General features: G+C 68.0%; 24 protein-coding genes and 2 tRNA genes. 17 read left to right on the top strand and 9 right to left on the bottom strand.

Annotated features, from left to right (window positions below; genetic code table 11):
- The first annotated feature begins 3 nt into the window (after window positions 1–3).
- From Q8S30_RS04470 to Q8S30_RS04460, 3 genes are read left to right on the top strand one after another with little or no spacing between them, the layout of a single operon-like run.
- Entirely contained in the window at window positions 4–1,047 is a 1,044-nt protein-coding gene (locus Q8S30_RS04470; protein ID WP_305664837.1) for a Gfo/Idh/MocA family protein, read from the top strand.
- On the top strand, window positions 1,044–1,889 hold the full coding sequence (locus Q8S30_RS04465) for a shikimate dehydrogenase (protein WP_305664836.1): 846 nt from the start codon (window positions 1,044–1,046) through the stop codon (window positions 1,887–1,889). Before Q8S30_RS04470 ends, Q8S30_RS04465 begins: the two co-directional genes overlap by 4 nt.
- Complete coding sequence (locus Q8S30_RS04460) at window positions 1,886–3,766, top strand: bifunctional sugar phosphate isomerase/epimerase/4-hydroxyphenylpyruvate dioxygenase family protein (RefSeq protein WP_305664835.1); 1,881 nt, start codon at window positions 1,886–1,888, stop codon at window positions 3,764–3,766. Before Q8S30_RS04465 ends, Q8S30_RS04460 begins: the two co-directional genes overlap by 4 nt.
- On the opposite strand, the gene Q8S30_RS04455 is transcribed toward Q8S30_RS04460, so the two are convergent.
- Window positions 3,763–4,668 carry a LysR substrate-binding domain-containing protein gene (locus Q8S30_RS04455; protein ID WP_305664834.1) on the bottom strand — a complete coding sequence of 302 codons (906 nt, stop codon included), beginning with the start codon at window positions 4,666–4,668 and terminating at the stop codon, window positions 3,763–3,765. The genes Q8S30_RS04460 and Q8S30_RS04455 overlap by 4 nt on opposite strands.
- A gap of 77 nt (window positions 4,669–4,745) precedes the next feature.
- Here Q8S30_RS04455 and pcaD point away from each other — a divergent pair, with 77 nt between their 5' ends.
- The 7 genes from pcaD to Q8S30_RS04420 are packed head-to-tail and all read left to right on the top strand — an operon-like array spanning window position 4,746 to window position 10,423.
- Window positions 4,746–5,531, top strand: a complete 786-nt coding sequence (pcaD, locus tag Q8S30_RS04450; protein ID WP_305664833.1) for a 3-oxoadipate enol-lactonase — start codon at window positions 4,746–4,748, stop codon at window positions 5,529–5,531.
- Window positions 5,524–5,919 carry a 4-carboxymuconolactone decarboxylase gene (gene pcaC / locus Q8S30_RS04445; RefSeq protein ID WP_305664832.1) on the top strand — a complete coding sequence of 132 codons (396 nt, stop codon included), beginning with the start codon at window positions 5,524–5,526 and terminating at the stop codon, window positions 5,917–5,919. The genes pcaD and pcaC overlap by 8 nt, the downstream gene beginning before the upstream one ends.
- On the top strand, window positions 5,916–6,638 hold the full coding sequence (pcaH, locus tag Q8S30_RS04440; protein ID WP_305664831.1) for a protocatechuate 3,4-dioxygenase subunit beta: 723 nt from the start codon (window positions 5,916–5,918) through the stop codon (window positions 6,636–6,638). Before pcaC ends, pcaH begins: the two co-directional genes overlap by 4 nt.
- Window position 6,639: 1 nt before the next feature.
- Window positions 6,640–7,251: a protocatechuate 3,4-dioxygenase subunit alpha gene (gene pcaG, locus Q8S30_RS04435; RefSeq protein ID WP_305664830.1), complete on the top strand. Its 612-nt coding sequence runs from the start codon at window positions 6,640–6,642 to the stop codon at window positions 7,249–7,251.
- 3 nt (window positions 7,252–7,254) lie between these two features.
- Complete coding sequence (locus Q8S30_RS04430) at window positions 7,255–8,115, top strand: 3-keto-5-aminohexanoate cleavage protein (protein WP_305664829.1); 861 nt, start codon at window positions 7,255–7,257, stop codon at window positions 8,113–8,115.
- Window positions 8,116–8,158: 43 nt separating this feature from the next.
- Window positions 8,159–9,481: a lyase family protein gene (locus Q8S30_RS04425; protein ID WP_305664828.1), complete on the top strand. Its 1,323-nt coding sequence runs from the start codon at window positions 8,159–8,161 to the stop codon at window positions 9,479–9,481.
- 6 nt (window positions 9,482–9,487) lie between these two features.
- Entirely contained in the window at window positions 9,488–10,423 is a 936-nt protein-coding gene (locus tag Q8S30_RS04420) for an AEC family transporter (protein ID WP_305664827.1), read from the top strand.
- Window positions 10,424–10,441: 18 nt separating this feature from the next.
- On the opposite strand, the gene Q8S30_RS04415 is transcribed toward Q8S30_RS04420, so the two are convergent.
- Window positions 10,442–10,531, bottom strand: a tRNA-Ser gene (locus tag Q8S30_RS04415).
- Window positions 10,532–10,960: 429 nt separating this feature from the next.
- Between Q8S30_RS04415 and Q8S30_RS04410 the strand changes: the two genes are divergently transcribed.
- From Q8S30_RS04410 to Q8S30_RS04380, 7 genes are all read left to right on the top strand, one after another.
- On the top strand, window positions 10,961–11,851 hold the full coding sequence (locus Q8S30_RS04410) for an SPOR domain-containing protein (RefSeq protein WP_371135442.1): 891 nt from the start codon (window positions 10,961–10,963) through the stop codon (window positions 11,849–11,851).
- A gap of 62 nt (window positions 11,852–11,913) precedes the next feature.
- Window positions 11,914–13,059, top strand: coding sequence for a D-alanyl-D-alanine carboxypeptidase family protein (locus Q8S30_RS04405; RefSeq protein WP_305664825.1), 1,146 nt, complete (start codon window positions 11,914–11,916; stop codon window positions 13,057–13,059).
- Window positions 13,060–13,091: 32 nt separating this feature from the next.
- Window positions 13,092–13,700, top strand: a complete 609-nt coding sequence (gene tmk, locus Q8S30_RS04400) for a dTMP kinase (protein WP_305664824.1) — start codon at window positions 13,092–13,094, stop codon at window positions 13,698–13,700.
- The gene (locus Q8S30_RS04395; protein WP_305664823.1) at window positions 13,697–14,848 is read left to right on the top strand and encodes a DNA polymerase III subunit delta'; all 1,152 of its coding nucleotides are present in this window, start codon (window positions 13,697–13,699) and stop codon (window positions 14,846–14,848) included. Before tmk ends, Q8S30_RS04395 begins: the two co-directional genes overlap by 4 nt.
- A 13-nt stretch (window positions 14,849–14,861) precedes the next feature.
- Window positions 14,862–15,701: a TatD family hydrolase gene (locus tag Q8S30_RS04390; protein WP_305664822.1), complete on the top strand. Its 840-nt coding sequence runs from the start codon at window positions 14,862–14,864 to the stop codon at window positions 15,699–15,701.
- Window positions 15,698–16,492: an MBL fold metallo-hydrolase gene (locus Q8S30_RS04385; RefSeq protein ID WP_305664821.1), complete on the top strand. Its 795-nt coding sequence runs from the start codon at window positions 15,698–15,700 to the stop codon at window positions 16,490–16,492. The genes Q8S30_RS04390 and Q8S30_RS04385 overlap by 4 nt, the downstream gene beginning before the upstream one ends.
- 4 nt (window positions 16,493–16,496) lie before the next feature.
- Window positions 16,497–17,435 (top strand): AEC family transporter, encoded by a 939-nt coding sequence (locus Q8S30_RS04380; protein ID WP_305664820.1) that lies wholly within the window; start codon window positions 16,497–16,499, stop codon window positions 17,433–17,435.
- A 115-nt stretch (window positions 17,436–17,550) separates the two neighbouring features.
- Here the strand turns inward: Q8S30_RS04380 and Q8S30_RS04375 are convergent, their stop codons facing one another.
- The 7 genes from Q8S30_RS04375 to Q8S30_RS04345 form a co-directional block, all read right to left on the bottom strand.
- Entirely contained in the window at window positions 17,551–18,471 is a 921-nt protein-coding gene (locus Q8S30_RS04375; RefSeq protein WP_305664819.1) for an ABC transporter permease, read from the bottom strand.
- 24 nt (window positions 18,472–18,495) lie between these two features.
- A complete protein-coding gene (locus tag Q8S30_RS04370) occupies window positions 18,496–19,770 on the bottom strand; it encodes an ABC transporter permease (RefSeq protein WP_305664818.1) in 1,275 nt (424 codons plus the stop codon).
- A 71-nt stretch (window positions 19,771–19,841) separates the two neighbouring features.
- Window positions 19,842–20,912, bottom strand: coding sequence for an ABC transporter substrate-binding protein (locus tag Q8S30_RS04365; protein ID WP_305664817.1), 1,071 nt, complete (start codon window positions 20,910–20,912; stop codon window positions 19,842–19,844).
- Between the two features lie 61 nt (window positions 20,913–20,973).
- Complete coding sequence (locus Q8S30_RS04360) at window positions 20,974–22,077, bottom strand: ABC transporter ATP-binding protein (RefSeq protein ID WP_305664816.1); 1,104 nt, start codon at window positions 22,075–22,077, stop codon at window positions 20,974–20,976.
- Window positions 22,078–22,670: 593 nt separating this feature from the next.
- The gene (locus tag Q8S30_RS04355) at window positions 22,671–24,608 is read right to left on the bottom strand and encodes an ice-binding family protein (RefSeq protein WP_305664815.1); all 1,938 of its coding nucleotides are present in this window, start codon (window positions 24,606–24,608) and stop codon (window positions 22,671–22,673) included.
- A gap of 242 nt (window positions 24,609–24,850) precedes the next feature.
- A tRNA-Leu gene (locus tag Q8S30_RS04350) sits at window positions 24,851–24,937 on the bottom strand.
- Window positions 24,938–25,091: 154 nt separating this feature from the next.
- Window positions 25,092–26,546 (bottom strand): peptidoglycan-binding domain-containing protein, encoded by a 1,455-nt coding sequence (locus Q8S30_RS04345; RefSeq protein WP_305664814.1) that lies wholly within the window; start codon window positions 26,544–26,546, stop codon window positions 25,092–25,094.
- Window positions 26,547–26,575 lie beyond the last annotated feature (29 nt).

The following is a 26,575-nucleotide window of genomic DNA, read 5'->3' as shown; positions in this document are numbered from 1 at the left end:
GCCATGACCCTGCCAGCCATTGCCGTCGTCGGGGCCGGAGCGATCGGGCGCAAGCATGTGGCCGCGCTGGCGCAAAGCCGCACCGCACGGCTGGCGGCGCTTGTCGATCCCTCGCCCACGGCGGCGGCACTGGCGGCAGAGCATGGCGTGCCGCTGGTGGCGGACCTAGCTGAGTTGGACGGTGTGGCGGGGGTCATCCTCGCCACGCCGACTTCGCTGCACCTTGCGCAGGCGCTGGAGTGCATCGGTCGAGGCTGGCCTGTGCTGGTGGAAAAGCCGGTGGCGGCCACGGCGGCCGAAGGCGCGCAGATGGCGGCGGCAGCCGATGCTGCCGGGGTGCCGGTGCTGGTCGGCCATCACCGCCGCCACAACCCGCGCATCGCCGCCGCACGCGCCGCCCTGCAATCGGGGGCGGTGGGGCGGGTGATTGCGGTGCAGGCCAGCGTCCTGCTGTGCAAGCCCGATGACTATTTCGCGCCCGATTGGCGCCGCCAGCCCGGCGCGGGCCCGGTCCTGACCAACCTGATCCATGAGATCGACACGATGCGCCATCTGCTGGGCGAGGTGGTGTCGGTGCAGGCCGTCACCTCGAACGCGGTGCGCGGCTTCGCGGTGGAGGATAGCGCTGTCGCCCTCCTGCGCTTCGCCTCGGGCGCGCTGGCCACGGTCACGGTGTCGGATGCCGCCGCCGCGCCGTGGAGCTGGGAGCTGACCGCGGAGGAGAACCCGGACTACCCGCCCACCGGGCAAAGATGCCTGCTGATCTCGGGTACCGAGGGCGCGCTGGAATTGCCGAACCTGCGGCTGTGGCGCCATGCGAAGGGCCCCCGCGGCTGGTTCACCCCGCTGCTGGCGCAAGACTTGCCGGTGGCGGACGAAGACCCGCTGATCCGCCAGATCGACCATTTTGTCGCCGTGATCGGGGGCACCGAGCCGCCGCTGGTGACAGCCGCCGATGCCGCCCGCTCGGTCGCGGTGGTCGATGCCATCCTGCGCGCCGCAAAGACCGGCCACAGCGAAACGCCACATCAAGGAGCCGCCGCATGACCGACACCATCCGCCTTGGCCTGATCGGCGACAATATCGCAAAGTCGCAATCGCCGCGGCTGCACCGGCTGGCCGGGGCGCAGAACGGGCGGCGCACCACCTATGACCGGCTGGTCCCGGCGGAACTGGACAAGGCCTTCGACGCCGTCTTTGCCCATGTCGCCGCCTCGGGCTATCGCGGGGTGAACGTGACCTATCCCTACAAGGAGCGCGCCGCGGCCAAGGTGGTGATCGACGATCCTCTGGTGCGCGCCATCGGGGCGGTGAACACCGTGGTGTTCGACGCGGGCGGCCCGCATGGCTTCAACACCGACTATTCGGGCTTCATCGCCGCCTATCGCCGGGTGCGGGGCGATGCCGCCCCCGGCCCGGTGCTGATGATCGGCGCGGGCGGCGTCGGCAAGGCGGTGGCCTTCGGGCTCATCGCGCTTGGTCTGAGCGAAATCCGCATCGTGGACCGTGACCTGCCCAAGGCCGAGGCGCTGGCTGCGGCACTGGCAGCCGCCCGCCCCGGCCTTGTCACCCGCACCGGCACCGATGCCGGCGCGCTGGCGACCGGCGCTGGCGGCATCATCAACTGCACCCCCGTCGGCATGGTCGGCTATGACGGAACGCCCCTGCCCCGCGCGGCGCTGGCGGGCGCGGCCTGGGTGTTCGACGCGGTCTATACCCCGGTCGACACCCAGTTCCTGCAAGATGCCGCCGCCGAGGGGCTGCAGGTCATTTCGGGCTACGAGCTGTTCTTTGGCCAGGGCGTCGATGCCTGGGCCATCTTCACGGGGCTGCCGCTCGATGAGGCGCGGATGCGCCGCGAGCTGGCCGAAGGCAAGGACGTGACATGAAAACCTCCATCGCCACCGTCTCCATCTCTGGCACCTTCGCCGAAAAGCTGGCCGCCATCGCCATTGCGGGCTTTGACGGGATCGAGATCTTCGAGCAGGATTTCACCGCGTCGGATTTCACGCCGGCCGAGGTGGGCCGGATGGTCCGCGATCAGGGGCTGGAGATCACGCTGTTCCAGCCGTTCCGGGATTTCGAGGGGCTGCCCGAACCGCACCGCGCCCGCGCCTTCGCCCGCGCGGCGCGCAAGTTCGATCTGATGAACCAGCTGGGGACCGATCTGGTGCTGGTCTGCTCCAGCGTCCACCCCGCCGCGATGGGCGGGATCGACCGGATGGCGGCCGATTTTGCAGAGCTTGGCGATCTGGCGAAATCGCACGGCATCCGCGTCGGGTTCGAGGCGCTGGCCTGGGGCCGCCATGTGAACGATCATCGCGACGCGTGGGAGGTGGTGCGCCGCGCCGACCATCCCAATATCGGGCTGATCCTCGACAGCTTCCACACCCTTGGCCGCAAGATCGACCCTGACACCATCCGCCGCATCCCCGGCGACCGCATCTTCTTCGTGCAGCTGGCCGATGCGCCGGCCATCGACATGGACTTGCTGTACTGGTCGCGCCACTTCCGCAACATGCCGGGCGAGGGCGATCTGGACGTGACCGGCTTCATGCGCGCGGTGATGGCGACGGGTTATTCCGGCCCGCTGTCGCTGGAGATTTTCAACGACCAGTTCCGTGCCGGCCTGCCGCGGCTGGTGGCGAGCGATGGGCATCGCAGCCTGATCGGGGTCATGGACCGGGTGCGCCGGGCGGAACCCACGCTGCCGGTGGACCTGCCCGCCTTCCCCGCCGCCGCCGCCGTGCAGCGGGTGGAGTTCATCGAATTCGCCACCTCGCCCGAAGAGGCCCCGGCGCTGGAAAGTCTGCTGGCGGCCACCGGCTTCGCCCGCGCGGGCGCTCATGTGTCCAAGCCGGTGACGCTGTGGCGGCAGGGCGGGGCCAATGTGCTGGTCAACACCGAGGGCAAGGGCTTTACCCACAGCTCTTTCGTCGCGCATGGCACCGTGGTGTCTGAGGTTGCGCTGATGGTTCCCGATGCGCAGGCCGCCCATGCCCGCGCGCTGGCGCTGCTGGCGCAGGACCACACCCAGGCGGCCCTGCCCGGCGAGCTGGAGATCCCGGCCTTCCGCGGCGTCGGCGGCAGCATCCTGCGGCTGCTGGATGCGACCGAGACCCTTTCGCATATCTGGAGCGTGGATTTCCGCAGCGACGCGGCGCCGGCCGAGGGTGCGGGCCTGACCGGCATCGACCATATCGGCCAGACCATGGCCTATGATGAGATGCTCAGCTGGGCGCTGTTCTACACCTCGATCTTCGACGCGAAGAAAGCGCCGATGGTGGATGTCGCCGACCCGGACGGGCTGGTGCGCAGTCAGGCGGTCCAATCGGGCGGGCTGCGGATCACCCTGAACGGCGCCGAGGCGCGGCGCACCCTTGCCGGGCGGTTCGTCGAGGAGACCTTCGGTGCCTCGGTCCAGCACATCGCCTTTGCCACGGACGCCATCTTCCAGACGGCGGCCAAACTGGCCGAGGGCGGCTTCCCGGTGCTGCAGATCGGCGACAACTATTATGACGATGTCGAGGCGCGCTTTGGCCTCGACCCGGCGCTGGTGGCGCGGATGCGGGCGGCGAACGTGCTTTATGACGAAGAGGCAGAGGGGCAGTTCTTCCAGCTCTATTCCGCCCCGCGCCCCGATGGCTTCTTCTTCGAGATCGTGCAGCGGCAGGGGAACTACCTCGGCTATGGCGCCGCCAATGCCGCGTTCCGCATCGCGGCGCAGAAACGCAGCACCCGGGCGCCCGGCATGCCGCGGGCCTAATGCTGCGCGGCGCCGTCCTGGCAAAGGCGCATCAGCAGGTCCAGCCCCGCCACCGCTGGCCCGGCCTGCCGGCGGGTGATGCCGACCGAGCCCGACAGGAACCGCGCGCCGGTGGGCAGCAGGGTCATGGCGCCCCGGTCCAGCTCATCCGCGATCACGCCGCGCGAGATGAACCAGACGGCGTGGGACTCCGCCAATATCCCGCGCCCCACCGCCAGTGCCACCGTCTCGAAGGCCGGCCGCAGGGTGGGCAGGCCGAGGCTGGCCAGATAGTCATCCACCGCCCGGCGGATCAGCGCCCCCTCGGGCGGCAGGATCAGCGGCACGGATTGCAGGATGGCCGGCAAGGGCTGCGCCTGCATCGGATGCCCGGCGCGGGCGACCAGCACGACCTCCTCTTCATAGAGATGCTCGAAGGCCAGCCCGGCCATGTCGCCCGCCACTGGCATCCGCCCGATCATCAGGTCGATCTGCCCCTCGCGCAGCAGGCCCAGCAGGTAGGAATGCGGCCCCGTCTCGATCTTCAGCAGCGTATCGGGCTGCGCGGCCCGAAAGCGCAGCGCGACACGGGGGAACAGCCGTGTCGCCGCCGTGGGCAGGATGCCGACGCGGATGGTGCCCCCGCCCGCCCCGGGGCGCAGCGCGGCTGCCCCCGCCTCCAGCGCCTGCAGGCCAAGGCTCGCATGGCGGCGGAACACCGCGCCTTCCTCGGTCAGCACCAGCCGGCGCTTTTCGCGGCGGAACAGCGGCACGGCCAGCAGGTCTTCCATCTCGGCCAGCGTCCGGCTGAGCGCGGGCTGGCTGATCCCCTGCCGCCGCGCGACCGAGGAGAGGCTACCCTCGGCGGCGATGTCCAGAAAGGCGCGGATGTGGCGCAGCTTGATGCCGGGATGCATAATCATGGGGGTATCAACATCGCTGCATTTTGCATTATCCCATCCACTTCGCGCGGGTTAGATTATGGACAGGAGGAGACCCGATGCAAGCCCTGACACGCCCTTTCGGCGCGCTTCACCTGCAGGTCGATGGCCCGAAGGGCGCGCCCGCGGTGATCTTCGCCAATTCGCTGGGAACCGACCTGCGCCTGTGGGACCGGGTGCTGCCGCTGCTGCCGCAAGGGCTGCGCTATATCCGCTATGACAAGCGCGGGCATGGGCTGTCCTCGCTGGGTGGCGGGTCGGTCATCGACGACCATGCCGAGGATGCGATTGCGGTGATCGAAGAGGTGGTCGGTGGCCCGGTGGTCTTCGTGGGTCTGTCGATCGGCGGGCTGATCGGGCAGGTGGTGGCCAGCCGCCGCCCCGATCTGCTGCGCGCCCTCGTGCTGTCGAACACTGCGGCCAAGCTCGGCACCGCCGAAAGCTGGCAGGCGCGGGTCGAGGCGGTCCAGGCTGGCGGGCTGGACAGTATCGCCGATGCGGTGATGGAGCGGTGGTTCGCCCCCGCCTTCCGCGCGACACCGGGCCTTGCGCTGTGGCACGCGATGATGGCGCGGACGCCCGCCGCGGGCTACATCGCCGCCTGCGCGGCCCTCGCCGCCGCGGACCAGACCGAGGCGACCCGCGCCCTGCGCCTGCCGGTGTTGGTGATTGCTGGATCGGAGGATGGCGCCAGCCCGGCCGCCGTGGTCAAGGCCACGGCAGACCTGATCCCCGGCGCCGCATTCCACGAAATCCCGGGCACCGGCCATCTGCCCTGCGTCGAGGCGCCTGCCGAATGGGCCGCCCTCGTTGCCCCTTTCCTGAAGGACCATGCCCATGTCTGACTTCACCGATCAAGGGATGCAAACCCGCCGCCGGGTTCTGGGCGATGCCCATGTGAACCGCGCCGAGGCGGCCAAGACCCCGGCCGACGCCCCGTTTCAGGCGCTGATCACCGATGCCGCCTGGGGCCATGTCTGGTCGCGGGACACGATCACGCTGCGCGAACGCTCGATGCTGACCATCGCGCTGCTGGCGGGGCTCGGCAACGACCATGAGCTTGCGATGCATATCCGCGCCACCGCCAATACCGGCGCCAGCGAGGCCGATGTGATGGAGGCGCTGCTGCATGTGGCGATCTATGCCGGTGTGCCGCGCGCCAACCATGCCATCAAGATCGCCAAAGAGACATTCGCCACGATGGCCACGACAAGCAAGGGGGAGGACCAATGAAACCTGCAGAGTTCTATCAGCGCGACCGCACGTCGCAGCCGCCGGCGCTGACGCCCGATTACAAGACCTCGGTGCCGCGCAGCCCGCGTCTGGCGATGCTGTCGCTGCAAGGCTCGATGTCGGAAATCACCGGGCCGACCTTTGGCCATTCCGATATCGACGCCATCGACAATGACCTGATCCGCAACTACGCCAAGACCGGCGATCCGGTGGGCGAGCGGATCATCGTCCATGGCCGCGTGCTGGACGAGAATGGCCGCGGCATCCCGAACACGCTGGTCGAGATCTGGCAGGCCAATGCCGGCGGGCGCTACCGGCACAAGAAGGACACCTATCTTGCGCCTATCGACCCGAACTTCGGCGGCTGCGGGCGCACGTTGACCGACGATCAGGGCCATTACCACTTCCGCACCGTGAAGCCCGGCGCCTATCCCTGGCGCAACTGGGTCAACAACTGGCGCCCTGCGCATATCCATGTGTCGGTCTTCGGCACCAGTTTCAGCCAGCGGCTGATCACCCAGATGTATTTCGAGGGCGACCCGCTGATCCACAAATGCCCCATCGTGGCCACCATCCCGGATCCGCGCGCCATCGACCAGCTGATCGCGCCCCTGGACATGAACGCGGCGATCCCGCTGGATTGCCTGGCCTACAAGTTCGACATCATCTTGCGGGGGCGGCGCTCCACCCTGTTCGAGAACCGGCTGGAGGGGAACTGAAATGGCACAACCGCTGAATTACCTCAAGGAATCCGCCTCGCAGACCGCCGGGCCCTATGTCCATATCGGCCTGGCCCCCGGGGCTGCCGGGTTCGACATCTACCGCACCCAGCTGGGTGAGGATATCGCCGGGCCGGATGCGCCGGGCGAGCGGATCCGCGTCGAAGGCGTGGTGATGGACGGTACCGGCGCGCCGGTGAAGGATGTGCTGCTGGAGGTCTGGCAGGCCGATGCCGCCGGGATCTATCCCCATGCCGAAGACCCGCGTTTCGCCGATTGCGCCCCCGGCTTTCGCGGCTGGGGTCGGGTGATCACCGATTTCGACACCGGGCTCTGGGCCTTCGACACGGTCAAGCCGGGCCCGGTGATGGGCCGCAACGGCCGGATGATGGCGCCGCATATCAGCTTCTGGCTGGTGGCGCGCGGCATCAACATTGGCCTCAACACCCGGATGTATTTCGAGGATGAGGATAACAGCGCCGACCCGGTCCTGAACCTCGTCGAACAGGCCCCGCGCCGCGAAACCCTGCTGGCCCGCAAGACCGGCCCCGGCCACTACCGTTTCGACATCCGCCTGCAGGGCGATGGCGAAACCGTGTTTCTGGACATCTGAGCCATGACCCAAGCCTCGCACGGCCCCTGCATCATCTGCGTGGCCATCACCGGCTCCTTGCCGCGCAAGGCCGACAATCCGGCAGTGCCGATCTCCATCTCCGAACAGGTGGAAAGCGCGCAGCAGGCCTTCGAGGCCGGGGCCACCATCGCCCATTGCCATGTGCGCAACGACGATGAGACGCCTTCGTCCGACCCCGAGAAGTTCGCGGCGCTGATGGAAGGGCTGCAGACGCATTGCCCCGGGATGATCGTGCAACTGTCCACCGGCGGCCGCTCTGGTGCAGGCACCGCGCGGGGCGGCATGTTGCCGCTGCGCCCCGACATGGCCAGCCTGTCGGTCGGGTCCAACAACTTCCCGACCCGCGTCTACGAAAACCCGCCGGATCTGGTCGATTGGCTGGCCAGTGAAATGCTGGCCCACGGCGTGAAGCCCGAGATCGAGGCCTTCGACCTGTCGCATATCCTCAAGGCCAAGGAGATGTGGGACAAGGGCCAGATCAAGAACCGCCCCTATGTGCAGTTCGTGATGGGCGTGAAGAACGCGATGCCCGCCGACCGCGAGGTCTTCGACTATTACATCAAGACCGTGCATCGGCTGTTCGGAGCGGATGCGCCGTGGTGCGCCGCCGGGATCGGGCCCAACCAGATCGTGCTGAACGACTGGGCCGTGTCCTCGGGTGGCCACGCGCGGACGGGGCTCGAGGATAACGTGCGGCTCGACAAGACCACACTTGCGCCATCGAACGCCGCGCTGGTGCAGCGGGTGGTGGCGCTGTGCGACAAGTGCGAACGCCCGGTCGCAACCTGGCAACAGGCGCGGGCTATCCTTGGGCTGGAGCTTGCACCGGCTGCCGGGGCCTGATTGCTTGGCCTGAAACCCCGGCCCCAAAACCGCAAGGACTTCCATGCCCGCTGCCCCCGCCGATTCCCAGATCTACGGCCGCCTGTTCGGTGATGAGGAGACCGCCCGCCTCTTCACCGACAGCGCCGATATCCGCGCCATGCTGCTGGTCGAAGGCGCATTGGCCCGGGTACAGGGCGCGCTTGGGGTAATCCCCGCCGAGGCGGCGGCCTTCATCGACCGCGCCTCGCAGGAGGTGGTGATCGACCCGGCGGCGCTGGCGGTGGAGACGGCGCAGAACGGCGTGCCGGTGCCGGCGCTGCTGGCGGCCTTCCGCAAGGGCGCCGCCGCGCCGGGGCCGATGCAATACCTGCATTGGGGCGCCACCAGTCAGGACATCATGGATACCGCGCTCGCCCTGCGCCTGCGCCCGATGCTGCGGCTGTGGGAGGCGCGGATCGCGGGCCTCCTCATGCGCCTTGCCGAACTGGCAGAAGCTAATGCCAGCCTGCCGATGACCGGGCGTACCTATGGTCAAGCGGCGACGCCCACCAGCTTTGGCGCGGTGGTCGCCGCCTGGGGCTGGCCGCTGCTGGACTGGCAGGGCCGCCTGCCCGTGCTGCGGGAGAGCGTGCTGAAGGTCTCGCTGTCAGGGGCCGCCGGCACGCTGTCGGCTATGGGCGAGGCTGGCCCGGCGGTACGCGCGGCGCTGGCGGCAGAGCTGTCGCTGACCGATCCCGGCCATAGCTGGCACAGCGACCGTTCTGCGCCCGGGCAACTGGCGGGTTTCGCCGCGGGGCTTGCCGGTAGTCTGGGCAAGCTGGGCGAGGATCTCATCTTGCTCAGCCAGTCAGGTGTGGGCGAGGTCACGCTGGCCGGCGGCGCCTCCTCCACCATGCCGCAAAAGCAGAACCCCGTCGGCCCCTCGGCGCTGGTGGCGCTGGCGCGGCATGTGATCGGGCTTGCGGCGCTGGTTCAGGGCGCGGCCCTGCACCGCCAGCAACGCGACGGCGCGGCGTGGTTCGGCGAGTGGCTGGCCCTGCCGCAGCTGTGCATCAGCACCGGCCGGATGCTGACGCTTGCCGCCGAGGTCTTGGCCAGCCTCGCCCCCGATGGCGCTGCCATGGCGCGGGGTCTCGAGGCCGGTCAAGGCCTGATCCATGCCGAGGCACTCAGCTTCACGCTGGCCAAGACCATGCCCCGCCCCGAAGCGCAGGCGGCGGTGAAGGAGATGTGTGCGCAGGCAATGGCAACCGGCGCGCCCTTGCTGGCGCTCGCGGCGCAGCGTTTCCCGCAGACCGACTGGGCCGCGCAACTGGCCGGCGCCGGGCTCGGGCAAGCCCCGGCCGAGGCGCGCGCCTTTGCCGCGCGGGTGCGCGGGGGCTGACCGGCAATGGATGCCGTCAACGCCATCATTCCGCTGTTTGCGGTGATCTTGATCGGCTTTCTGGCCGTACGCACTGGCTATGTACCGGCCGAGTCCCTGCGCCCGGTGGGCGAGGTCGTGCTGCGCATCGCCCTGCCGGCGCTGATCTTCCTCTCCGTCGCGGGTGCGGCGCCGGGTGAGGGCCTGCAACCCTTGGCGCTGCTGGCCGTCGGGCTCGGCTCGCTGGCCGCCTTCGCCTGCGGTGTGGCGGTGGCGATCTGGGGCTTGCGGATGCCGTTGCGGCAGGCGGCGATGGTGGGGCTTGGCATTTCCGCCTCCAACAGCGGGTTCATAGGCTACCCGGTCGTGCAGCAGCTCTACGGCACCGCCGAGGCCGGGCGGTTGCTGGCGCATATGATGGTGATCGAGAACCTGGTGATGATCCCCCTGGCGCTGATCCTGTCCAGCAACGCGGGCGGCGGCGGCAGTGTTCGCGCATGGGCCCTGCTGCGGGATCTGGCCCGCAATCCGCTGATCCTCGCGCTTGGCGCGGCGATTGCCTTCCAGCTGGCCGGGCTCTCGCTGCCCAGTCATGCGGCGCGCACGCTGGACCTGCTGGCACGGATGTCAGCCCCCGCCGCGCTGCTGGTCGTCGGCGCCACGCTGGCGACGCTGCGCCCGCAGGGGCAGGCCGGGGCCACAGCGGTGATCGTGCTGGGAAAGCTGCTGCTGCACCCGGCGCTGACCCTTGCCGCCTTTGCCGCAGTCGGCGGCCTCCCCGCGCCCTTCGTGCTCGGCGCCGTCCTCTTCGCCGCGATGCCGATGATGTCGGTCTACCCGATCCTGGCCCAACGCGCCGGGCTCGGCCCGCTGGCCGCCTCCGCCCTGCTGGTGGCGACGGTCCTTGGCACCGTCACCATCCCGCTCTGGCTGCCGGCGCTTGGGCAGCTTGGGTATCGGTAGGGGTAGCGGCGGCGGGCTTGGCGGAAGCGGTGGGATTCGAACCCACGGTACGGTTCCCCGTACGCTAGTTTTCAAGACTAGAGCCTTAAACCACTCGGCCACACTTCCAGACCAGCCAGGCGCCCGCGACAGATGCGGGGCCATGCCCTGCCTTGCCGCGGCCCGGGCCGCTGTCCGTTGTAACCACATCCGCGAGTCGGGGTCCAGATGTCGCGCCGCGGCTTGTGCCGGCGCGGGCGGGGCGGGCACAGGCGCGCCCCGCCCCTGATCCGCTGCGGCTCACGCAGAACTGACGGGCCTGCTGGCAATTGCGGCCCCGGCGGGCCGCCTGCGGCATGGTGCGGCTCTTTCCTTGGGCTGGCCTTGCCGTTAAGATGCGCCGTGGCTGGGCCGGGTGGCCGGCCGCAGAACCGCGGACCAGAACCGACGCACGGCACTTGCCCCAGCGGGGCAGCGCGCCGCACGGGAAAGATCACGGCACCTGTCCGCAACAGGCAGAGGGCGCAGCGCCGTGCAGGGCGCGCGAAGGGGGCAAGAATGATGAGTGGCACCACCGGGCGGATCGGCCTGACCAAGGGCCTGCGCGGCGCGCTGCTGCTGAGCGCGGCCCTGGGACTGGCGGCGTGCGAGGGCACGAAGATGCCGTTCGGGATCGGCTCCGGTTCGGGCAGTGCCGAGGGCGCGCCGGTGCGGCAGGCCAGTTCCGCCACGCTGGTGGACCGCGATGTCGAAGCGCCAGAGGTGTTCGAGGTCTCCGATCAGGGCCTATGGGACGGCCGCCCCTCGCTTGGCGGCGTCTGGGTCGCGCATCCCGATGTGAAGGACCCCGAGCGGGTCATCATCCGCAACCCCGCCAATGGCAAGTTCATCATCGGCGCGCTGTTCCGGCGCGAGCGCGACATGCCCGGCCCGCGCCTGCAGGTGTCCTCCGATGCCGCCGGCGCGCTCGACATGCTGGCCGGCCAGCCCGCCGCGCTGCAGGTGACGGCGCTGCGCCGCGAGGAGGCCGCGGGGGCCGCCGTGGCCGAGACCGATCCCGCCCTCGCCGCCGCCGAGCCGATTGAGGCGACGCCGATCGGCGCGGTTGCGAGTGCCGCCATCGACCGCGCCGACCCGCCCGCCACCCCCTCCGCCAGTGCCAACATCCCGGCCGCGCCAAAGCCCGCTGCTGCGCCGGCCACTCCCGCCGCCACCTCTGGCCGCCCCTATATCCAGATCGGCATCTTCAGCGTCGAGGCGAATGCCGACCGCGCCGCCGGCCAGATGAAATCCGCTGGCCTGACCCCGACGATCCGCAAGGATGAAAGCCAGGGCAAGACCTTCTGGCGCGTCATCGTCGGCCCTCTGACCGGCGCAGAGGAACGCACAGCGGCTGTGGCCAAGGTGAAAAGCCTCGGCTACCCCGACGCCTATGCCGTGAGCAAATGAACTCGGGGGCCGCGACAGGCCCCCAGACGTCCCCTGCCCCAGACCCCGGAGCGACAAGACCCATGCTGAAGCGCCTCCTCCATTCCGCCCTGATCCTCATCGCCTTGCTGGCCCCCGCCGCGGCCTATGAGACCAAGGCCCGCGCCGCCTGGGTCTACGACCTGACCACGCAGACGGTGCTGCTGGAAAAGGATGCCGACGTGCCGCTGCCGCCAGCCTCCATGTCCAAGCTGATGACGCTGAACATGCTGTTCGAGGCACTGCGCGCGGGCACCGTGTCGATGGACACGCAGTTCTCGGTCTCGACACGCGCGAAAAGCATGGGCGGCTCGACCATGTTCCTCAACGAGATGGACCGCCCGACGGTCGAGGAGCTGATCCGCGGCATCGTCATCAACTCGGGCAACGATGCCTGCGTGGTGGTGGCCGAGGGGTTGGCCGGGTCCGAGGAAACCTTCGCGCAGAAGATGACCGAGCGCGCCCGCACGCTTGGCATGACCAATTCCACCTTCAAGAACGCCTCGGGCTGGCCGGCCGAGGGCCACCGGATGAGCCTGCATGACCTTGGCCTGCTGGCCACCCGTCTGATCACCGAGTTCCCCGAGTTCTACCCCTACTTCGCAATGACCGGCTTCAACTACGAAGGCCGCGCCCCCGCCAATGCCAACAACCGCAACCCGCTGCTGGGGCTTGGCGTCGGGGCCGATGGCCTGAAGACCGGGCATACGCAAGAGGCGGGCTATGGCCTCGTCGGCTCGGCCGAGCAGAACGGCCGGCGGATCGTGTTCGTGATCTCGGGCCTCACGTCCGAGGCAGAGCGGCGGCAAGAGGCCGAGGCGCTGACCAACTGGGCGTTCCGGCAGTTCGTGCTGCGCACGCTGGCCAAGGGCGGCACGCGGCTGGCCGAGGCCGAGGTGCATATGGGCGCGGAGGAAACCGTGGGCCTGGTGGTCGAGAAGGACCTGACGCTGCTGCTGCCGGCGCTGGCGCTGTCGCAAGAGGGGATCAAGGCGGAGGCGGTCTATAACGGCCCGATCTCGGCCCCGATCGCCGCCGGTCAGGTGCTGGGGGAACTGGTGCTCGACCTGCCGGACATGGACGATGTGCGGGTGCCGCTGGTTGCGGAAACGGACGTGCCGGTGGGCGGTTTCGGCAAGCATCTGTCGGTCGCCGCGGGCGCGCTGATGGCCCGCGTGTCGGGCAGTTGAGCGAAAGGCCAAGGGAAAGGACCGCAGGCGCGATGTTCATCACCTTCGAGGGCATCGACGGGTCCGGCAAGTCCACCCAGGCTCGGCGTCTGGCCGAGGCTTTGCGCACGGACCATAACGTGGTGCTGACGCGCGAGCCCGGCGGCAGCCAGGGCGCCGAGGAAATCCGCCGGCTAGTACTGGAGGGTGACCCAGACCGCTGGTCTGCGGAAACCGAGATCCTGCTGTTCACCGCCGCCCGCCGCGACCATCTGGAAAAGACCATCCGCCCGGCGCTGGAGGCGGGGCGCATCGTCATCTCTGACCGCTTCGCCGACAGCACCCGGCTGTATCAGGGCATCACCCGCGGCGATCTGCGGGGGCAAGTGGACGCGCTGCACGCGCTGATGATCGGGCGCGAGCCGGACCTGACCTTCATCATCGACATCGACCCCGCCGTCGGCCTCGCCCGCGCCTTTGCCCGCAAGGGCACAGAAGAGCGCTTCGAGGAGATGGGCGAGGCCATGCAGCACACCATGCGCGCCGGGTTTCTGGCGCTGGCCGCCGAATTCCCCACCCGCTGCGTCGTGATCGACGGGGGCCGCGCCCCGGAAGCCGTCGCCGCCGATGTGCTGGCCGTGGCACAAGGGCGCCTGACATGAGAGCGCCCCGCGGCGTCTCCACCGAACTCGCCGAGCCGGTGCCCGAAGCGGACCGCGTCGAAGGCGCCCCGCATCCGCGCGACACGGCCCTGCTTTACGGGCAGGCGCGGGCCGAGGCTGGGTTCCTCGAGGCCTTCGCCACCGGCCGCCTGCATCACGGCTGGATGCTGACCGGCCCGCGCGGCGTCGGCAAGGCCACCCTCGCCTGGCGCATCGCCCGCTTCCTGCTGGCCACGCCCGAGGCGGAGGAGGACGGCTTCTTCGGCGCCCCCCCGCCCCCGACGTCTCTGGATATCCCGGCCGATCACCCCGTCGCGCGCCGGATGCATTCCCTCTCGGAATCCCGCCTGTTCCTGCTCCGCCGCACATGGGACGAGGACAAATCCCGCCTCCGCGCCGTGATCGGGGTGGATGAGGTGCGCCGCCTGAAATCCTTCTTCAACTTCTCCGCCGCCGACGGTGGCCGCCGCGTGGCGATCATCGACGCCGCCGACGAGATGAACCCCAACGCCGCCAACGCCCTGCTGAAACTGCTGGAGGAACCGCCCGCCGGCGCGACGCTGCTAATGGTCTCGCACCAGCCCTCCAGCCTCTTGCCCACCATCCGCTCGCGGGTGCGCGAGCTGCGGCTTGGCACCCTGAGCGCCGAGGAGATGGCCGCGGCACTGGCGCAGGCGGGCACCGAGACCAGCCATGCCGCGGCCCTCGCCGAGCTCTCCGCCGGGTCGGTGGGCGAGGCGATCCGGCTGGTGAACCTCGACGGGCTCCGCGCCTACGCGCAGATGGTCGACCTCTTCGCCGGAATGCCGCGGCTCGACCGCATCCGCGCGCTGCAACTGGCCGACAGCGCCGCGGGCCGCGGATCGGAAGGCCGGCTCGACGTGCTGCTGACCCTCTTTGACCTGTTCCTCGCCCGCCTCGCCCGCGCCGGTGTCGCCGGCCCGCCCGCCACCGAGGCCGCCCCCGGCGAAGCGCAGCTCTTTGCCCGCCTCGCGCCCACACCGGCGGCAGGTCGCCTCTGGGCGCAGCGCCAGCAGGATCTGGGCGCGCGGGCGCGTCATGGCCGGGCGGTCAACCTTGACCCTGCCGCGCTTCTCATGGATATGGTGCTGCAGGTGAACGAGACGGCGGCACGGCTTGCCGCTTGAGGAAAGCCGGATCATGCCCCAGACCCCTGCCCCGACCAGCACCGCCGGCCTTGCGTTGCCCGAAATCGTAGATAGCCACTGCCATCTCGACTTCCCCGATTTCGCCGATGAACTCCCGCAGGTGATCGCCCGCGCCCGCGCCGCCGGGGTGACGCGGATGGTGACGATCTGCACGCGGCTGGCCAGCGAGCCCGCCGTGCGCGCCATTGCCGAGGCGCATGACGGCGTGTTCTACGCCGCCGGCACCCACCCGATGCGCGCCGGCGAAGAGCCGATGGTGACGGTGGAGCAGCTGGTCGCCTTTGCCCGCCACCCCAAATTCGTCGGCATCGGCGAGACCGGCCTCGACTACCACTACAGCGCCGACAGCGCCGCCGCGCAGCAGGAGAGCCTGCGTATCCATATCGCCGCCGCGCGCGAGACCGGCCTGCCGCTGATCATCCACGCCCGCGACGCCGATGACGACATGGCCCGCATCCTGGCCGAGGAACACCGCGCCGGGGCCTATGGCTGCGTGATGCATTGCTTCTCCTCCAGCGCGGAACTGGCGCAGGCGGCGCTGGAGCTTGGCTTCTACCTGTCGATGTCGGGTATCGCCGCCTTCCCCAAATCCGCGGATCTGCGCGCGATTTTCGCCGCCGCCCCGCTGGACCGGATCCTGCTGGAAACCGACTCCCCCTACCTCGCCCCGCCCCCGCATCGCGGGCGCCGGAACGAGCCCGCCTATACCGCCCATACCGCCCGTGTCGGGGCCGAGGTCTTCGGGCTGACGCTGCCCGGCTTTGCTGCCGCCACCAGCGCCAATTTCGACCGGCTCTTCACCCGCGCCGCCACCAAGGCGCAGGCGGCATGACCCTGCGCTTCACCATCCTTGGCTGCGGATCGTCCGGCGGGGTGCCGCGGCTTGGCAACCACTGGGGCGAATGCGATCCCGAAAACCCGCGCAACACCCGCCTGCGCTGCTCGATGCTGGTCGAACGCATGGGCCCCCGCGGCACCACCCGCGCCCTGATCGACACCACCCCCGACATGCGCACCCAGCTGCTGCGCGCCGGCATCGGAGAGCTGGATGCCGTGGTCTTCACCCATGCCCATGCCGACCATACCCACGGGCTCGACGACTTGCGCCAGATCGTGTTCAACACCCGCCAGCGCCTGCCGGTCTGGGCCGATGGCGCCACGCAGGACTCGCTCTATGCCCGCTTCGGCTATGCCTTCGCGCAGCCCGAAGGCTCGGCCTATCCGCCGATCTGCGACATGCATTCGATCCGCGGCCCCTTCCAGATCGAGGGTGCCGGCGGCGCGATCCCGTTCCTGCCGCTGAAGGTCGCGCATGGCGGCATCGACGCGCTTGGCTTCCGCATCGGCGGGCTGGTCTACATGCCTGACGTGTCCGAGATCTATGACGCGGTCTGGCCGCATCTGGCGGGGCTGGAGGTCTTCGTGATCGACGCCCTGCGCCGCATCCCGCACCCGACCCATGCGCATCTGGCGCTGGCGCTGGAATGGATCGAGCGCGCGGCCCCGGCCCGCGCCGTGCTGACCAACATGCATATCGACCTCGACCATGACCTCGTCGCCGCCGAGACCCCTGCCCATGTGATCCCGGCCTTCGACGGCATGGTGATCGAATTGGGCCTCTAGGCGGATGCAGGCGCTTCTCGACGTCATCTTGCCGGTCTTCCTGATCATCGGCTTTGGCTATGTCGCCGCCTGGCGCGGGCTGTTCAACGAAAGCGCGGTCGAGGGCGTGATGCGGTTTGCGCAGAACTTCGCGGTGCCGGTGCTGCTGTTCAAGTCGATCTCGGGCCTCGATCTGGCGGCAAGCTGGGATCCGCGGATCCTGGTCAGCTTCTACACCGGCGCCTTCCTCAGCTTCGGCCTCGGCTTTGCCGGCTCGATCTGGCTGTTCCGCCGCTCGGCGACGGATGCCGTGGCCATCGGGTTCTGCTGCCTCTTCTCCAACTCGCTGCTGATGGGCATCCCGATCACCGAGCGCGCCTATGGCACCGAGGCGCTGGCCGGTAACTTCGCGATCATCTCGATTCACTCGCCGCTGCTCTACGGCTTCGGCATCACCCTGATGGAGATCGTGCGCAACCACGGCCGCGGCACCAGCCCCGCGCGGGTAGCGCTGGCGGCGCTGGCCGGCATCGCCCGCACCCCGCTGGTCATCGGCATCGCCGCCGGTCTCGCGGTGAACCTGACCGGGCTGCCGGTGCCGGGCGTGGTAAGTGCCGCCGTGGCGATGATGGCCAGCGCCGCCCTGCCCGCCGCCCTCTTCGGCCTTGGCGGCGTGCTGCTGCGCTACCGGCCCGAGGGCGATCTGCGCACCATCGCCATGGTCTGCGTGCTGTCGCTGGTGCTGCATCCTGCCGTGGCCTATGCCACCGGCCGTTGGGGGCTGGGGCTCGATACCGCCGGGATGCGCTCCTCGGTCGTCACCGCCTCGATGGCGCCGGGGGTAAATGCCTATCTCTTCGCCAACATGTACGGCGCCGCCCGCCGTGTCGCCGCCTCGAGCGTGCTGATCGCCACTGCGCTCTCGGCTTTCACCATCTGGGGCTGGCTCGCGATCCTACCGTAAAGTCGAAAAGGCCCGGCCCAAGCGCCAAGCCCTTCCCTTCGTTTTGGTCCAAATATCCTCGGGGGGTGAATTGGCGCAAAGCGCCAAGAGGGGGGCAGACGGCCCCCCTTCTTCCTTATCCCGCCGTCACGCCCCGCAGCTTCTCGCTGCGCCTCCGCAAGATCTCCACCGTCGCCAGCAGCGCGATCGACACCACCACCAGGATCGTCGCCACCGCCAGGATCGCCGGGCTGATCTGCTCGCGGATGCCGTTCCACATCTGCCGCGGGATCGTCTGTTCGTCATGGCCGGCGATGAACAGCACCATCACCACCTCGTCGAACGAGGTCACGAAGGCAAAGAGCGCGCCCGAGACCACACCCGGCAGGATCAGCGGCATGATCACCTTGAAGAAGGTGGTGCGCGGATTGGCACCAAGGCTGGCGGCGGCGCGGCTCAGCGAATGGTCGAAGCCCGACAGCGTGGCGGTGACGGTGATGATCACGAAGGGGATCCCCAGCGTCGCATGGGCCATGATGATGCCAAGATAGGGCACGCCCCATTTCTGGATCTCGATCTTCGAGTAGAAGAAGAACAGCCCCGTCGCGGTGATGATGATCGGCACGATCATCGGCGAGATCAGCACCGCCATGATCGACCGCCGCCAGGGCATTTCGGACCGCGACAGCCCAAGCGCCGCCAGCGTGCCAAGCCCGGTGGCGAGGATGGTCGAGAAGAAGCCGATGATGATCGAGTTCCACGCGACGTCGAGCCAGGTCGCGTTCGCCAGCACGTCGCGCCACCAGGACCAGTCGCGCGGCGCATCGGGCGCCTGCATCCCGAAGGTCAGCAGCCGGTCATACCAGCGCAACGAATAGCCCTCGGGGTCGAAGGACAGCATCTTTTCGGTGAAGGTGAAATAGGGCTCGGCGTTGAACGAGAGCGGGATCACGATCAGGATCGGCGCGATCAGGAAGATGAAGATCGCGGTGCAGATCGCCTTGTAGGTCCAGTGCCAGACCTTCTCGAGCGGCGAGGCGTAGATCGGAAGCGCCATGTCGGTCTCCTTGTCTGGCGGGCGTCAGCCCAGTTTCAGGTTGTCGATGCCGATGAGGCGGTCGTAGAGCCAGTAGAGGATCAGCACCCCGGCCAGCAGCAATGCGGCCAGTGCAGCGGCGAGCGACCAGTTCAGGCTGTCCTGCATGTGATAGGCGATCAGGTTCGAGATCAGTTGGCCCGAGGCCCCCCCGACCAGCGCCGGGGTGATGTAATAGCCGACCGACAGGATGAAGACCAAGAGCGCCCCTGCCCCGATCCCCGGCAGCGTCTGCGGCAGGTAGACCCGGCGGAAGGCGGTCCAGCTGGTGGCGCCAAGGCTGCGGGCGGCGCGCACATAGCTTGGGTTGATCGGGCGCATCACCGAATAAAGCGGCAAGATCATGAAGGGCAGCAGGATATGGGTCATCGCGATGATGGTGCCGGCCTGATTGTACATCATCTGGATCCGGCTCTCATTGCCGATCAGGCCGAGGGCCACCAGCGTATTGTTGATCACGCCCTGTTCTTGCAGCATCACCATCCAGCTGGTCGTGCGCACCAGAAGCGAGGTCCAGAACGGCAGCAGCACGAGGATCATCAGCAGGTTGGATTTCGCCAGCGGCAGCACCGCCAGCAGATGCGCGACCGGATAGGCCAGAATCAGGCACAGCCCGGTGATCAGCGCCGAGAGCCACAGCGTGCGCATGAACAGCATCCCATAGATGCGCCGGTCCTCGGGCGCGCGGACGATCTCACCATTCTCGTCTCGGGCGAGGTCCAGTGCCGCCAGGTAGAAGTTCGCGCTATAGGCCGATGAGACGGAGCGCATCACCCCCCAGAGCTGCGGATCGCCCCATTTCTCGTTCAGGTCCAGCATCGCCTCGCGGTAGGGCGGCTGCAGATCCTCGGCATTGCGGCCGGCCGAGGTGAAGAGCGAGCGGGTGCCCGACAGTTCGTAGTTCACCCGGGTGCCGACCACGCCAATGGTGCGGGCCTCGGCGGCGGCGGCAATGTCTGCAACCAGCGCCGCATAGGCGGCCTCATCTGGCGCGTCCCCGGCCTTGGTCTCGTCGAACCAGGCCGAGATCTGCGGCATGTTGGCCGAGAACCCGTCATTGTGGATCGAGCGGAACAGCAGCTGCCCGATCGGCATCACGAAGGTGATCAGGATGAAGGCCAAGAGCGGCACCACCAGCAGCAGTGCCTTGCGCTTGGCCCGTGCCTGCGCATGGGCCAGCGCCTGTTTCAGCGGCTTGCCATCGGCGGTGGTCAGACCGCCGCGCATATCTTCAGGAACCTCTGCGTCGATAGCGACCATTCATTCACCCCCGGTCCGGCAGGGCGGCGCACATGGCGCCGCCCCGGAATGTCACGCGAAATCCGAAACGCTTATTGCGCCAGCCAGGCGTTGAAGCGCTCGTTCAGCTCGGAATCGCGGTCCACCCAGAACTCGTAGGACGAGGCCAGAGCATTGGTCAGGTTCTCGGCCGAGGTCGGCATGTGCGGCGCCATCTCGGTCACGCCGTCCTGATAGAGCCCGACCAGCGCGCCCGAGGATTTGCGGCCCGGGCCGTAGCTGATCCATTTCGCCTGATCGGCCAGACGCTGGGTATCGGTCGAGAACTTCACGAATTCCAGCGCGCTTTCCATGTTCGGGGCGCCCTTCGGGATCACGAACAGGTCGTACTCATAGACCTGGCCGTCCCAGACGATGGCGAAGGGCTTGGACTCGGCGACCTGCGCCGCAAAGATCCGGCCGTTATAGGCGGTGGTCATCACCACCTCGCCATCAGCCAGCAGCTGCGGCGGCTGCGCGCCGGCTTCCCACCAGATCGTGTCGCCCTTGATCTTGTCGAGCATGGCAAACGCCTGGGCAACGCCCTCATCGGTTTCCAGCAGCGCATAGACCTCGTCCGCCGGCACACCATCGGCCATCAGCGCCATTTCGAGGTTGGCCTTGGCGCCTTTGCGCATCCCGCGCTTGCCCGGGAAGCCTTCGAGATCGAAGAAATCGGCCATCGAGGTCGGGCCCTCGGGGAACTTGGTCGTGTCATAGGCGAAGACGGTCGAGAACACGATCGAGGCGACGGCGCAATCGGTCAGCGCGCCGGGCAGGAAGTCGTCGGTCGCGGGGGTGCCATCGGGCGCGGGCGGCAGGATCGACGGGTCGATCTCTTCCAGCAGGCCCTCGTCGCACAGGCGGATGGCGTCGGCATATTCCACGTCGGCCACGTCGATGGTGACGTTGCCGGCCTCGACCATCGCCTTGATCGGGGTGGCCGGGTTGTCGGCATCGACCGACACGACCTTGATGCCGGTCTCGGCGGTGAAGGGCTTGTGATAGGCCTCGACCTGGCTGACGGTATAGGCACCGCCCCAGGACATCACGGTCACTTCCTGCGCGGCGGCGGTAAAGCCGACGGCGGTCAGTGCGGTGGACAGGGTCAGGATCTTCTTCATTGGTCGTCTCCCGGTTGGACTTGGTTTTTTATGTTGTTGGTCAGTGTGTTGCGAGCCGAAGTTACATCGGATCCAGCGCGCGCGCATCCTCGGCATGCCAGGCGATCTCGATGCGTTCGCCCGGGGTCAGCTTGCGCTGGCCGATGGTGTTGCGGCATTTCATCACGAAATCTTCCGATCCGGCAACCCGCATCCGGGTGCGGAATATATCGCCCATATAGACGACCTCCAGCACATCGGCGCCGATGCGGTGGATGCCGGGCGGCATCATCTCGGGCTTGAACTCCACCCGCTCGGGGCGGATCGACACCAGCGTCTGCTGGCCCTTGGCGCGGATGTTGACCGGCGTCGCGTCGATCAGCTCGCCCGTGGCCAGACGCACCAGCGCCTTCTTGTCGTCGAACTCCTCGATGATGCCGGGCAGCTTGTTGTTCTCGCCGATGAACTGCGCGACGAAGCTGTTGCGGGGGCGCTCATAGAGCTCGGCGGGGGGCGCAAGCTGCTGGATGCGGCCATCGTTGAACACCGCGATGCGGTCCGACATGGTCAGCGCCTCGCCCTGATCGTGCGTGACATAGACCACGGTGATCCCCAGACGGTCATGCAGCGCCTTGATCTCGAACTGCATATGCTCGCGCAGCTGCTTGTCGAGCGCGCCAAGCGGTTCGTCCATCAGCACCAGCTCGGGATCGAAGACCAGCGCCCGGGCCAGCGCGATCCGCTGCTGCTGCCCGCCCGACAGCTGCGCGGGGCGGCGATTGGCAAAGGCGCCCATCTGCACCATGTCGAGCGCGCGGGCCACCTTCGCCTCGCGCTCCGACTTGCCCATGCCGCGCACTTCCAGCGGAAAGGCGAGGTTCTCGCCCACGCTCATATGCGGGAACAGCGCGTAATTCTGGAACACCATGCCAATGCCGCGCTTGTGCGGCGGCACCTGGTTGATCGGCCGCCCCGCCAGCTTGATCTCGCCATGGGTCGCGGTCTCGAACCCCGCCAGCATCATCAGGCAGGTGGTCTTGCCCGAGCCCGAGGGCCCCAGCATCGTCAGGAACTCTCCCTTGGCGATGGTCAGGTTCAGATCCTTCACCACGAGCGTCTCGCCGTCGTAGCTTTTCTGGACCCGGTCAAATTCGACGAATGCCGCGTCGGCCGTGGATGCGTTCAAGTCGGGCTCCCCATCGTCTTTTTGTGGTCTTGTTTCCCCGTCATCTGACCAGAGCAAATCGTGGCAAGCATTTCAACCTGTCGTTTGCGCCCGGTCAGTGCCTGTCGATTGGGCCGAAGCCAAGGCCGCCCAACCGCCCGATTGCGGCATAGGGCGGCACAGAAGCGACGGAATCGCCCCGCTGCGGTGCTGCACTGCGGCGAAAGACGGGGTGAAGGCAGGCGCGGACGGAGGATAGCGAAGGGCGACGGGAGGCGCGGCTTTTCACAGCGCCCAAGGCTTCAGCGCCCCCCGGACCCGCACGCCCGCTGCCGGGGCGCCGGGCCGATGGACGGGTGCGGGGCGGTGCCGGTCAAAGCCGATTCGCGGTGTCGGTGTGGGGCAATTATTGCGCTTGGCGGCGGTGCCGCACGCGCGACACCGCCAAAGCTCGGGATCAGCCGCCGGACCATCTGCGGGCGCGGCAGGTCCGGTTGCTGCCGCGCCTCAGGCGCGGACGTCAGCGTCTTTGCCGGAACCCGCGGCTCACAGCCGCAAATCCACCTGGACCGCAGCGCTCCTGGCCACGCAACTCTCTCAGCCGCGAGAAGCGCCTACCACTGATAGCCCACCTGGATGGACGCGCCGAGATCTCTGGCATTCTCGGAATATTCGGAGCTCACGGTTCCATCGATGTAGAGCCCGTTCCCAAAGGACTTCCCGGCACTGGCCGAGAGCAGAAGCGAGTCCCTGTCCCCGACCACACCGCTTACCGGAAACGACACGTCAGGAACTGTCAGGAAAGATCGGTTGCCCGGATCATTCTCAATGAACTCATGCGCCCAGGCTGCCCGAAGACCGAATGTCGGCCGCATCCCGACTTGCGCGGCGGGCCATTCAAGTGCGACGCCCAGTTCAGACCGCACCGACCGCGCCGTCTCTTCCTCATAGCGCAGCGCGAAGGTATCTACTCCGGACACGGCGGTTTCCGAATAGGCCGGGGTCTTGACAGACTGCGCGCGGATCCCGGCAAAGGGGGTGAACCATCCCATCCGGTATCCTGTTTCCAGATGCGCCGCGACGGTGTCGGCCGTGGTATCCCCGATCAGCCGGTCAGCGCCCGCGATGGTCACCGTGCGGTCCGTGGTGACGTCACTGCGCCCGAAAGCTAGGGCGCCCTCCACGTAGAACCGCTCGAGCGATCTGCGGGCACTCAGCGCCATGAAGAGGCTGTCGGCGTCCCCGGAGCCATTGCCGTCGCCAAGGTCAAAGTCGGCGGTCGCGGCGGAAATGGCGATGCCGTAGGTGTCAATCGCGCTTGGCGAATAGGCAAGACCAGCGGCGATCCCCCGGTTGTTCGACGTCAGCTCATGTGCGCCGATGGACGCGTCAGCATCCGTCACGCTCTGCGAGCCATAGCCCGATACCCAAACATCCCACTCCGGCGTTTGGGCGATGATGGGATCATAGACAAGCGCCGGTGCGACGACAGCGGGTTCCCCGCCATACTTGCCGCTGTAGACCTTGTTGATCTTTTCCTCGACCATCCCGAACGGGACGCCGGGCTCTCCCCGCACCGCAACAGGCATGCTGGGATGGCGTGTCGACTGCATCACCGTATCAAGAAAGTCATCCATCGACTGCATGACCATCGGCGAGACACCCGTCCCCACTTCACCCGAAAGCTGAGCCAGGGTCGCGGCCAGTTCGTCGCCGGTCTGCGTGGCGGCGAGGATGGCAAAGCTGGCCGGAAGCACGCCGCCCGCTGCAACATAATCGGAAAGCGCCGCTGCAACCGACTGCTCATTTTCCGTCAACTCGACATCCACAGGATCGGGATCGAAACCGACTGCCGCCAAGGTGCAGATCTCGATTGTGTTGCTATCAAGGGTCACCGATCCATTGCGCGCCAAGACTGCGCCGCAATCGACCGAGGCGGCTGTGTTCATCGTGACGCTTGTCAGGGCAACGATCTGGCCCACCATATTCGCCGAGGTATCAAGCGTTGCAGAACTGCCGACCCGGAAGAACACATTGCCGCCCTGCGCCCCGTTCTCCAGCTCGATGCTCGCGCCGCTTCCAACAGTCAGCGTGGATCCGACATTGATGATGAACACCGCGTTCGGATCTCCTCCGCCATCAAGTGTCAGGGTCTGGCCCGCCGACAGTCCCGCCGAGGTATCGAAGCTGTAAACGCCTTCGGTAAGTGTCATCCCGCCAAGGTCTTGTCCGGTAAGATCGCCTCCGGTGGATGTCGGGCGACCAGCCAGCGCGTTGTAGAGGCTGGTGAGATCGTTCTGAACCCGGCCTGCCACCGCATCCCCGAGGAAGGTCTCGCCAGTCTGAGTGACATCGACGCTTCCGGTATAGGATGTTCCGGGGCTGACCGCGATGTTGCCAACGATAGTCGTCGAACCGGTATTGGTCAGCGACTGGCCAGACACGACGCCAAAGCTGAGCAGATCCTGAGCGGCGCTGGTGCCGACATAAACCGAGCTCAACGGAATGGCGGCCACAGCGGCGCACAAGTAAAGACGGTATGACTCGGACATTTTCCACTCCTCAAGGCGTTATTGGAAGGATCATGTTCAACCCAAACGGTTGTCCCTCGCCTCGTAGGTAGCTTTCTGGACCGGTCTAAATAGGGCGCGCCCAAAATTAACAATTTGCGCAAATTTTTGTCACATTTGTGCAACGGCATAAAAAATCGGCACGTTGTCTGGAGGCACCGAACAATCGGTCCGCTGGCGTCGATCTGGCTAACCGACTGCAATATATAGAAAAGTAGGTAAAATGGTGCGGTCGAGAAGACTCGAACTTCCACGGGGGTTAGCCCACAGCGACCTCAACGCTGCGCGTCTACCAATTCCGCCACGACCGCACTCTTTCGGGGTCGCCCCCGTGAGGTGAGACGGCTTCTAGCCGAGCCCTTGGGTGATGTGAAGAGGCTTTTTCGCGCGTAGCGATTTTGCTGTCCGCGCCCGTTTTCCGCCAAGCGGCGGGGGCAGCGCAACACCTGCACCGCCCCCCTCGAGTCAGTTCCCCAGCAGCAGGAACGGCAGGCTCATCGGCCCCGGCAGCCCCGAGCCCGACGAGCCCGAGCCCGAGGCGGCGGTGACTTCGGCCGGCGCCGCCAGCGCCATCACCGGCACGGCGGGGGCCACCGGCTGCAGCGACGACTGGTCCTCGGGCGCCGCAACCGGCGCAGGCGCGGGCGCAACCGGCACTGCAAAGCTGGGCAGCGCCGCGGGCACGGGCGCCGGCACCGGATCGGCGCGCCCGCCCACCGCATAGGCGGCGCGGCGGATCAGGTCGGCCCGCTCCGGCTGGCCGGGCGCAAAGACCGCGGTTCCCCCACCCTCCAGCGCGTTCAAGCCCATGTCATACCAGCCAAGCGCCAGATCGGGCCGCCGCGCCGCGCCGAAGCCCTGCGCGAGGTGGTGGCCCAGAAGCTCGGCATAGGCGCCCTCGCCAAGCGTGCTCAGCAGCAGCGCCGAGGCGATGGCCACTTCCATATTGTCGGTCCGGTAGCCGACCGACAGGCAGATCTTGGCCGTCGCCGCCAGCTGCGCCGGGGCCATCCCGGTGCCAAGCGCGAAGCCCTGCACATCGGCCAGCACCGCCGAGGCCGGCTTCAGCGACAACCCGGCGATCTGGTCCTTCATCGCGGGGGCAAAGCCCAGGCATTGCTCGGCGATCTGCGCGGGCGTGAAGCCCGGCACCCTGGCCGCCATCTGCTCGCCCTCGGAAATCGCATAGGTCCGCGCCAGGCAGAACTGCTCGGCCAGCGCCTGCCCCGGATCGGTCATCGAGACGGCAGTGACAAAGCCGCCATTCGTCGCCGTGGTCAGGCTGACCGTGTTGCATTGCGAGGCGAGCGAGGCCTGCACCGCCACCCCGCCCAGGAAGGACGGCACCGCCGGGGCCACGGCCAGCGGCACGGCGGGGGCCACGGACACAGGCGCCACGGCGTCCACCGCCGCGGCAACGCTGCCGCCGGGAGCAAACGGGGCTGGCACGGCGGCAACCGGCGGCACGCCCGCCGCCTCGTCGCGCCAGGCCACCAGCAGCCCGCGCATCCCCATCGGGCTCTGCGCCGCCATCTGCATGGTCGCGCCGCCGCCCGCAATGCCGCGGTGATAGGAGCCGACCAGCAGCGTGCGCTCATACTCGGTCAGCTGGCCCGTGGGCGGGTAGCCCAGAACCGCCTGATACTCGCTGATCGCCGCGCGCGACTTGGGGCCGATGGACCCATCGGGCGTACCGACCGGAAAGCCGAAATAGTTCAGCGCCACCTGCACCTCGCGGTTAGCCTCGCGCTGCGCCGAGCTCTGGCCGCTGCTGCTGCTGCTGCGCGTCACCTGCTGCGGGCGCGCGGCGTTCCTCTTCTTGTTGTTCTCATTGACGATGGCCCCGCCGATCAGGCCACCGACCACGGCCCCCAGGATCGCGTCGCCCGCATCCGCGGCCGCCCTTGTGGCTGGCGTCATCACCAGCGCCGTCGCAAGGCATGTGGTTG

Source organism: Frigidibacter sp., assembly GCF_030695035.1.
Lineage (GTDB): Bacteria > Pseudomonadota > Alphaproteobacteria > Rhodobacterales > Rhodobacteraceae > Frigidibacter.
The sequence above is the reverse complement of the archived record's forward strand: the minus strand, read 5'-3'. Positions and strand labels throughout refer to the sequence as shown.

What these genes read in the sequence shown, in the direction of transcription:
- Q8S30_RS04470 (WP_305664837.1), top strand. Translation starts at nt 4, where the DNA reads ATGACCCTGCCAGCCATTGCCGTCGTCGGGGCCGGAGCGATCGGGCGC.
- Q8S30_RS04465 (WP_305664836.1), top strand. Translation starts at nt 1,044, where the DNA reads ATGACCGACACCATCCGCCTTGGCCTGATCGGCGACAATATCGCAAAG.
- Q8S30_RS04460 (WP_305664835.1), top strand. Translation starts at nt 1,886, where the DNA reads ATGAAAACCTCCATCGCCACCGTCTCCATCTCTGGCACCTTCGCCGAA.
- Q8S30_RS04455 (WP_305664834.1), bottom strand. Translation starts at nt 4,668, where the DNA reads ATGATTATGCATCCCGGCATCAAGCTGCGCCACATCCGCGCCTTTCTG.
- pcaD (WP_305664833.1), top strand. Translation starts at nt 4,746, where the DNA reads ATGCAAGCCCTGACACGCCCTTTCGGCGCGCTTCACCTGCAGGTCGAT.
- pcaC (WP_305664832.1), top strand. Translation starts at nt 5,524, where the DNA reads ATGTCTGACTTCACCGATCAAGGGATGCAAACCCGCCGCCGGGTTCTG.
- pcaH (WP_305664831.1), top strand. Translation starts at nt 5,916, where the DNA reads ATGAAACCTGCAGAGTTCTATCAGCGCGACCGCACGTCGCAGCCGCCG.
- pcaG (WP_305664830.1), top strand. Translation starts at nt 6,640, where the DNA reads ATGGCACAACCGCTGAATTACCTCAAGGAATCCGCCTCGCAGACCGCC.
- Q8S30_RS04430 (WP_305664829.1), top strand. Translation starts at nt 7,255, where the DNA reads ATGACCCAAGCCTCGCACGGCCCCTGCATCATCTGCGTGGCCATCACC.
- Q8S30_RS04425 (WP_305664828.1), top strand. Translation starts at nt 8,159, where the DNA reads ATGCCCGCTGCCCCCGCCGATTCCCAGATCTACGGCCGCCTGTTCGGT.
- Q8S30_RS04420 (WP_305664827.1), top strand. Translation starts at nt 9,488, where the DNA reads ATGGATGCCGTCAACGCCATCATTCCGCTGTTTGCGGTGATCTTGATC.
- Q8S30_RS04410 (WP_371135442.1), top strand. Translation starts at nt 10,961, where the DNA reads ATGATGAGTGGCACCACCGGGCGGATCGGCCTGACCAAGGGCCTGCGC.
- Q8S30_RS04405 (WP_305664825.1), top strand. Translation starts at nt 11,914, where the DNA reads ATGCTGAAGCGCCTCCTCCATTCCGCCCTGATCCTCATCGCCTTGCTG.
- tmk (WP_305664824.1), top strand. Translation starts at nt 13,092, where the DNA reads ATGTTCATCACCTTCGAGGGCATCGACGGGTCCGGCAAGTCCACCCAG.
- Q8S30_RS04395 (WP_305664823.1), top strand. Translation starts at nt 13,697, where the DNA reads ATGAGAGCGCCCCGCGGCGTCTCCACCGAACTCGCCGAGCCGGTGCCC.
- Q8S30_RS04390 (WP_305664822.1), top strand. Translation starts at nt 14,862, where the DNA reads ATGCCCCAGACCCCTGCCCCGACCAGCACCGCCGGCCTTGCGTTGCCC.
- Q8S30_RS04385 (WP_305664821.1), top strand. Translation starts at nt 15,698, where the DNA reads ATGACCCTGCGCTTCACCATCCTTGGCTGCGGATCGTCCGGCGGGGTG.
- Q8S30_RS04380 (WP_305664820.1), top strand. Translation starts at nt 16,497, where the DNA reads ATGCAGGCGCTTCTCGACGTCATCTTGCCGGTCTTCCTGATCATCGGC.
- Q8S30_RS04375 (WP_305664819.1), bottom strand. Translation starts at nt 18,471, where the DNA reads ATGGCGCTTCCGATCTACGCCTCGCCGCTCGAGAAGGTCTGGCACTGG.
- Q8S30_RS04370 (WP_305664818.1), bottom strand. Translation starts at nt 19,770, where the DNA reads ATGGTCGCTATCGACGCAGAGGTTCCTGAAGATATGCGCGGCGGTCTG.
- Q8S30_RS04365 (WP_305664817.1), bottom strand. Translation starts at nt 20,912, where the DNA reads ATGAAGAAGATCCTGACCCTGTCCACCGCACTGACCGCCGTCGGCTTT.
- Q8S30_RS04355 (WP_305664815.1), bottom strand. Translation starts at nt 24,608, where the DNA reads ATGTCCGAGTCATACCGTCTTTACTTGTGCGCCGCTGTGGCCGCCATT.
- Q8S30_RS04345 (WP_305664814.1), bottom strand. Translation starts at nt 26,546, where the DNA reads ATGACGCCAGCCACAAGGGCGGCCGCGGATGCGGGCGACGCGATCCTG.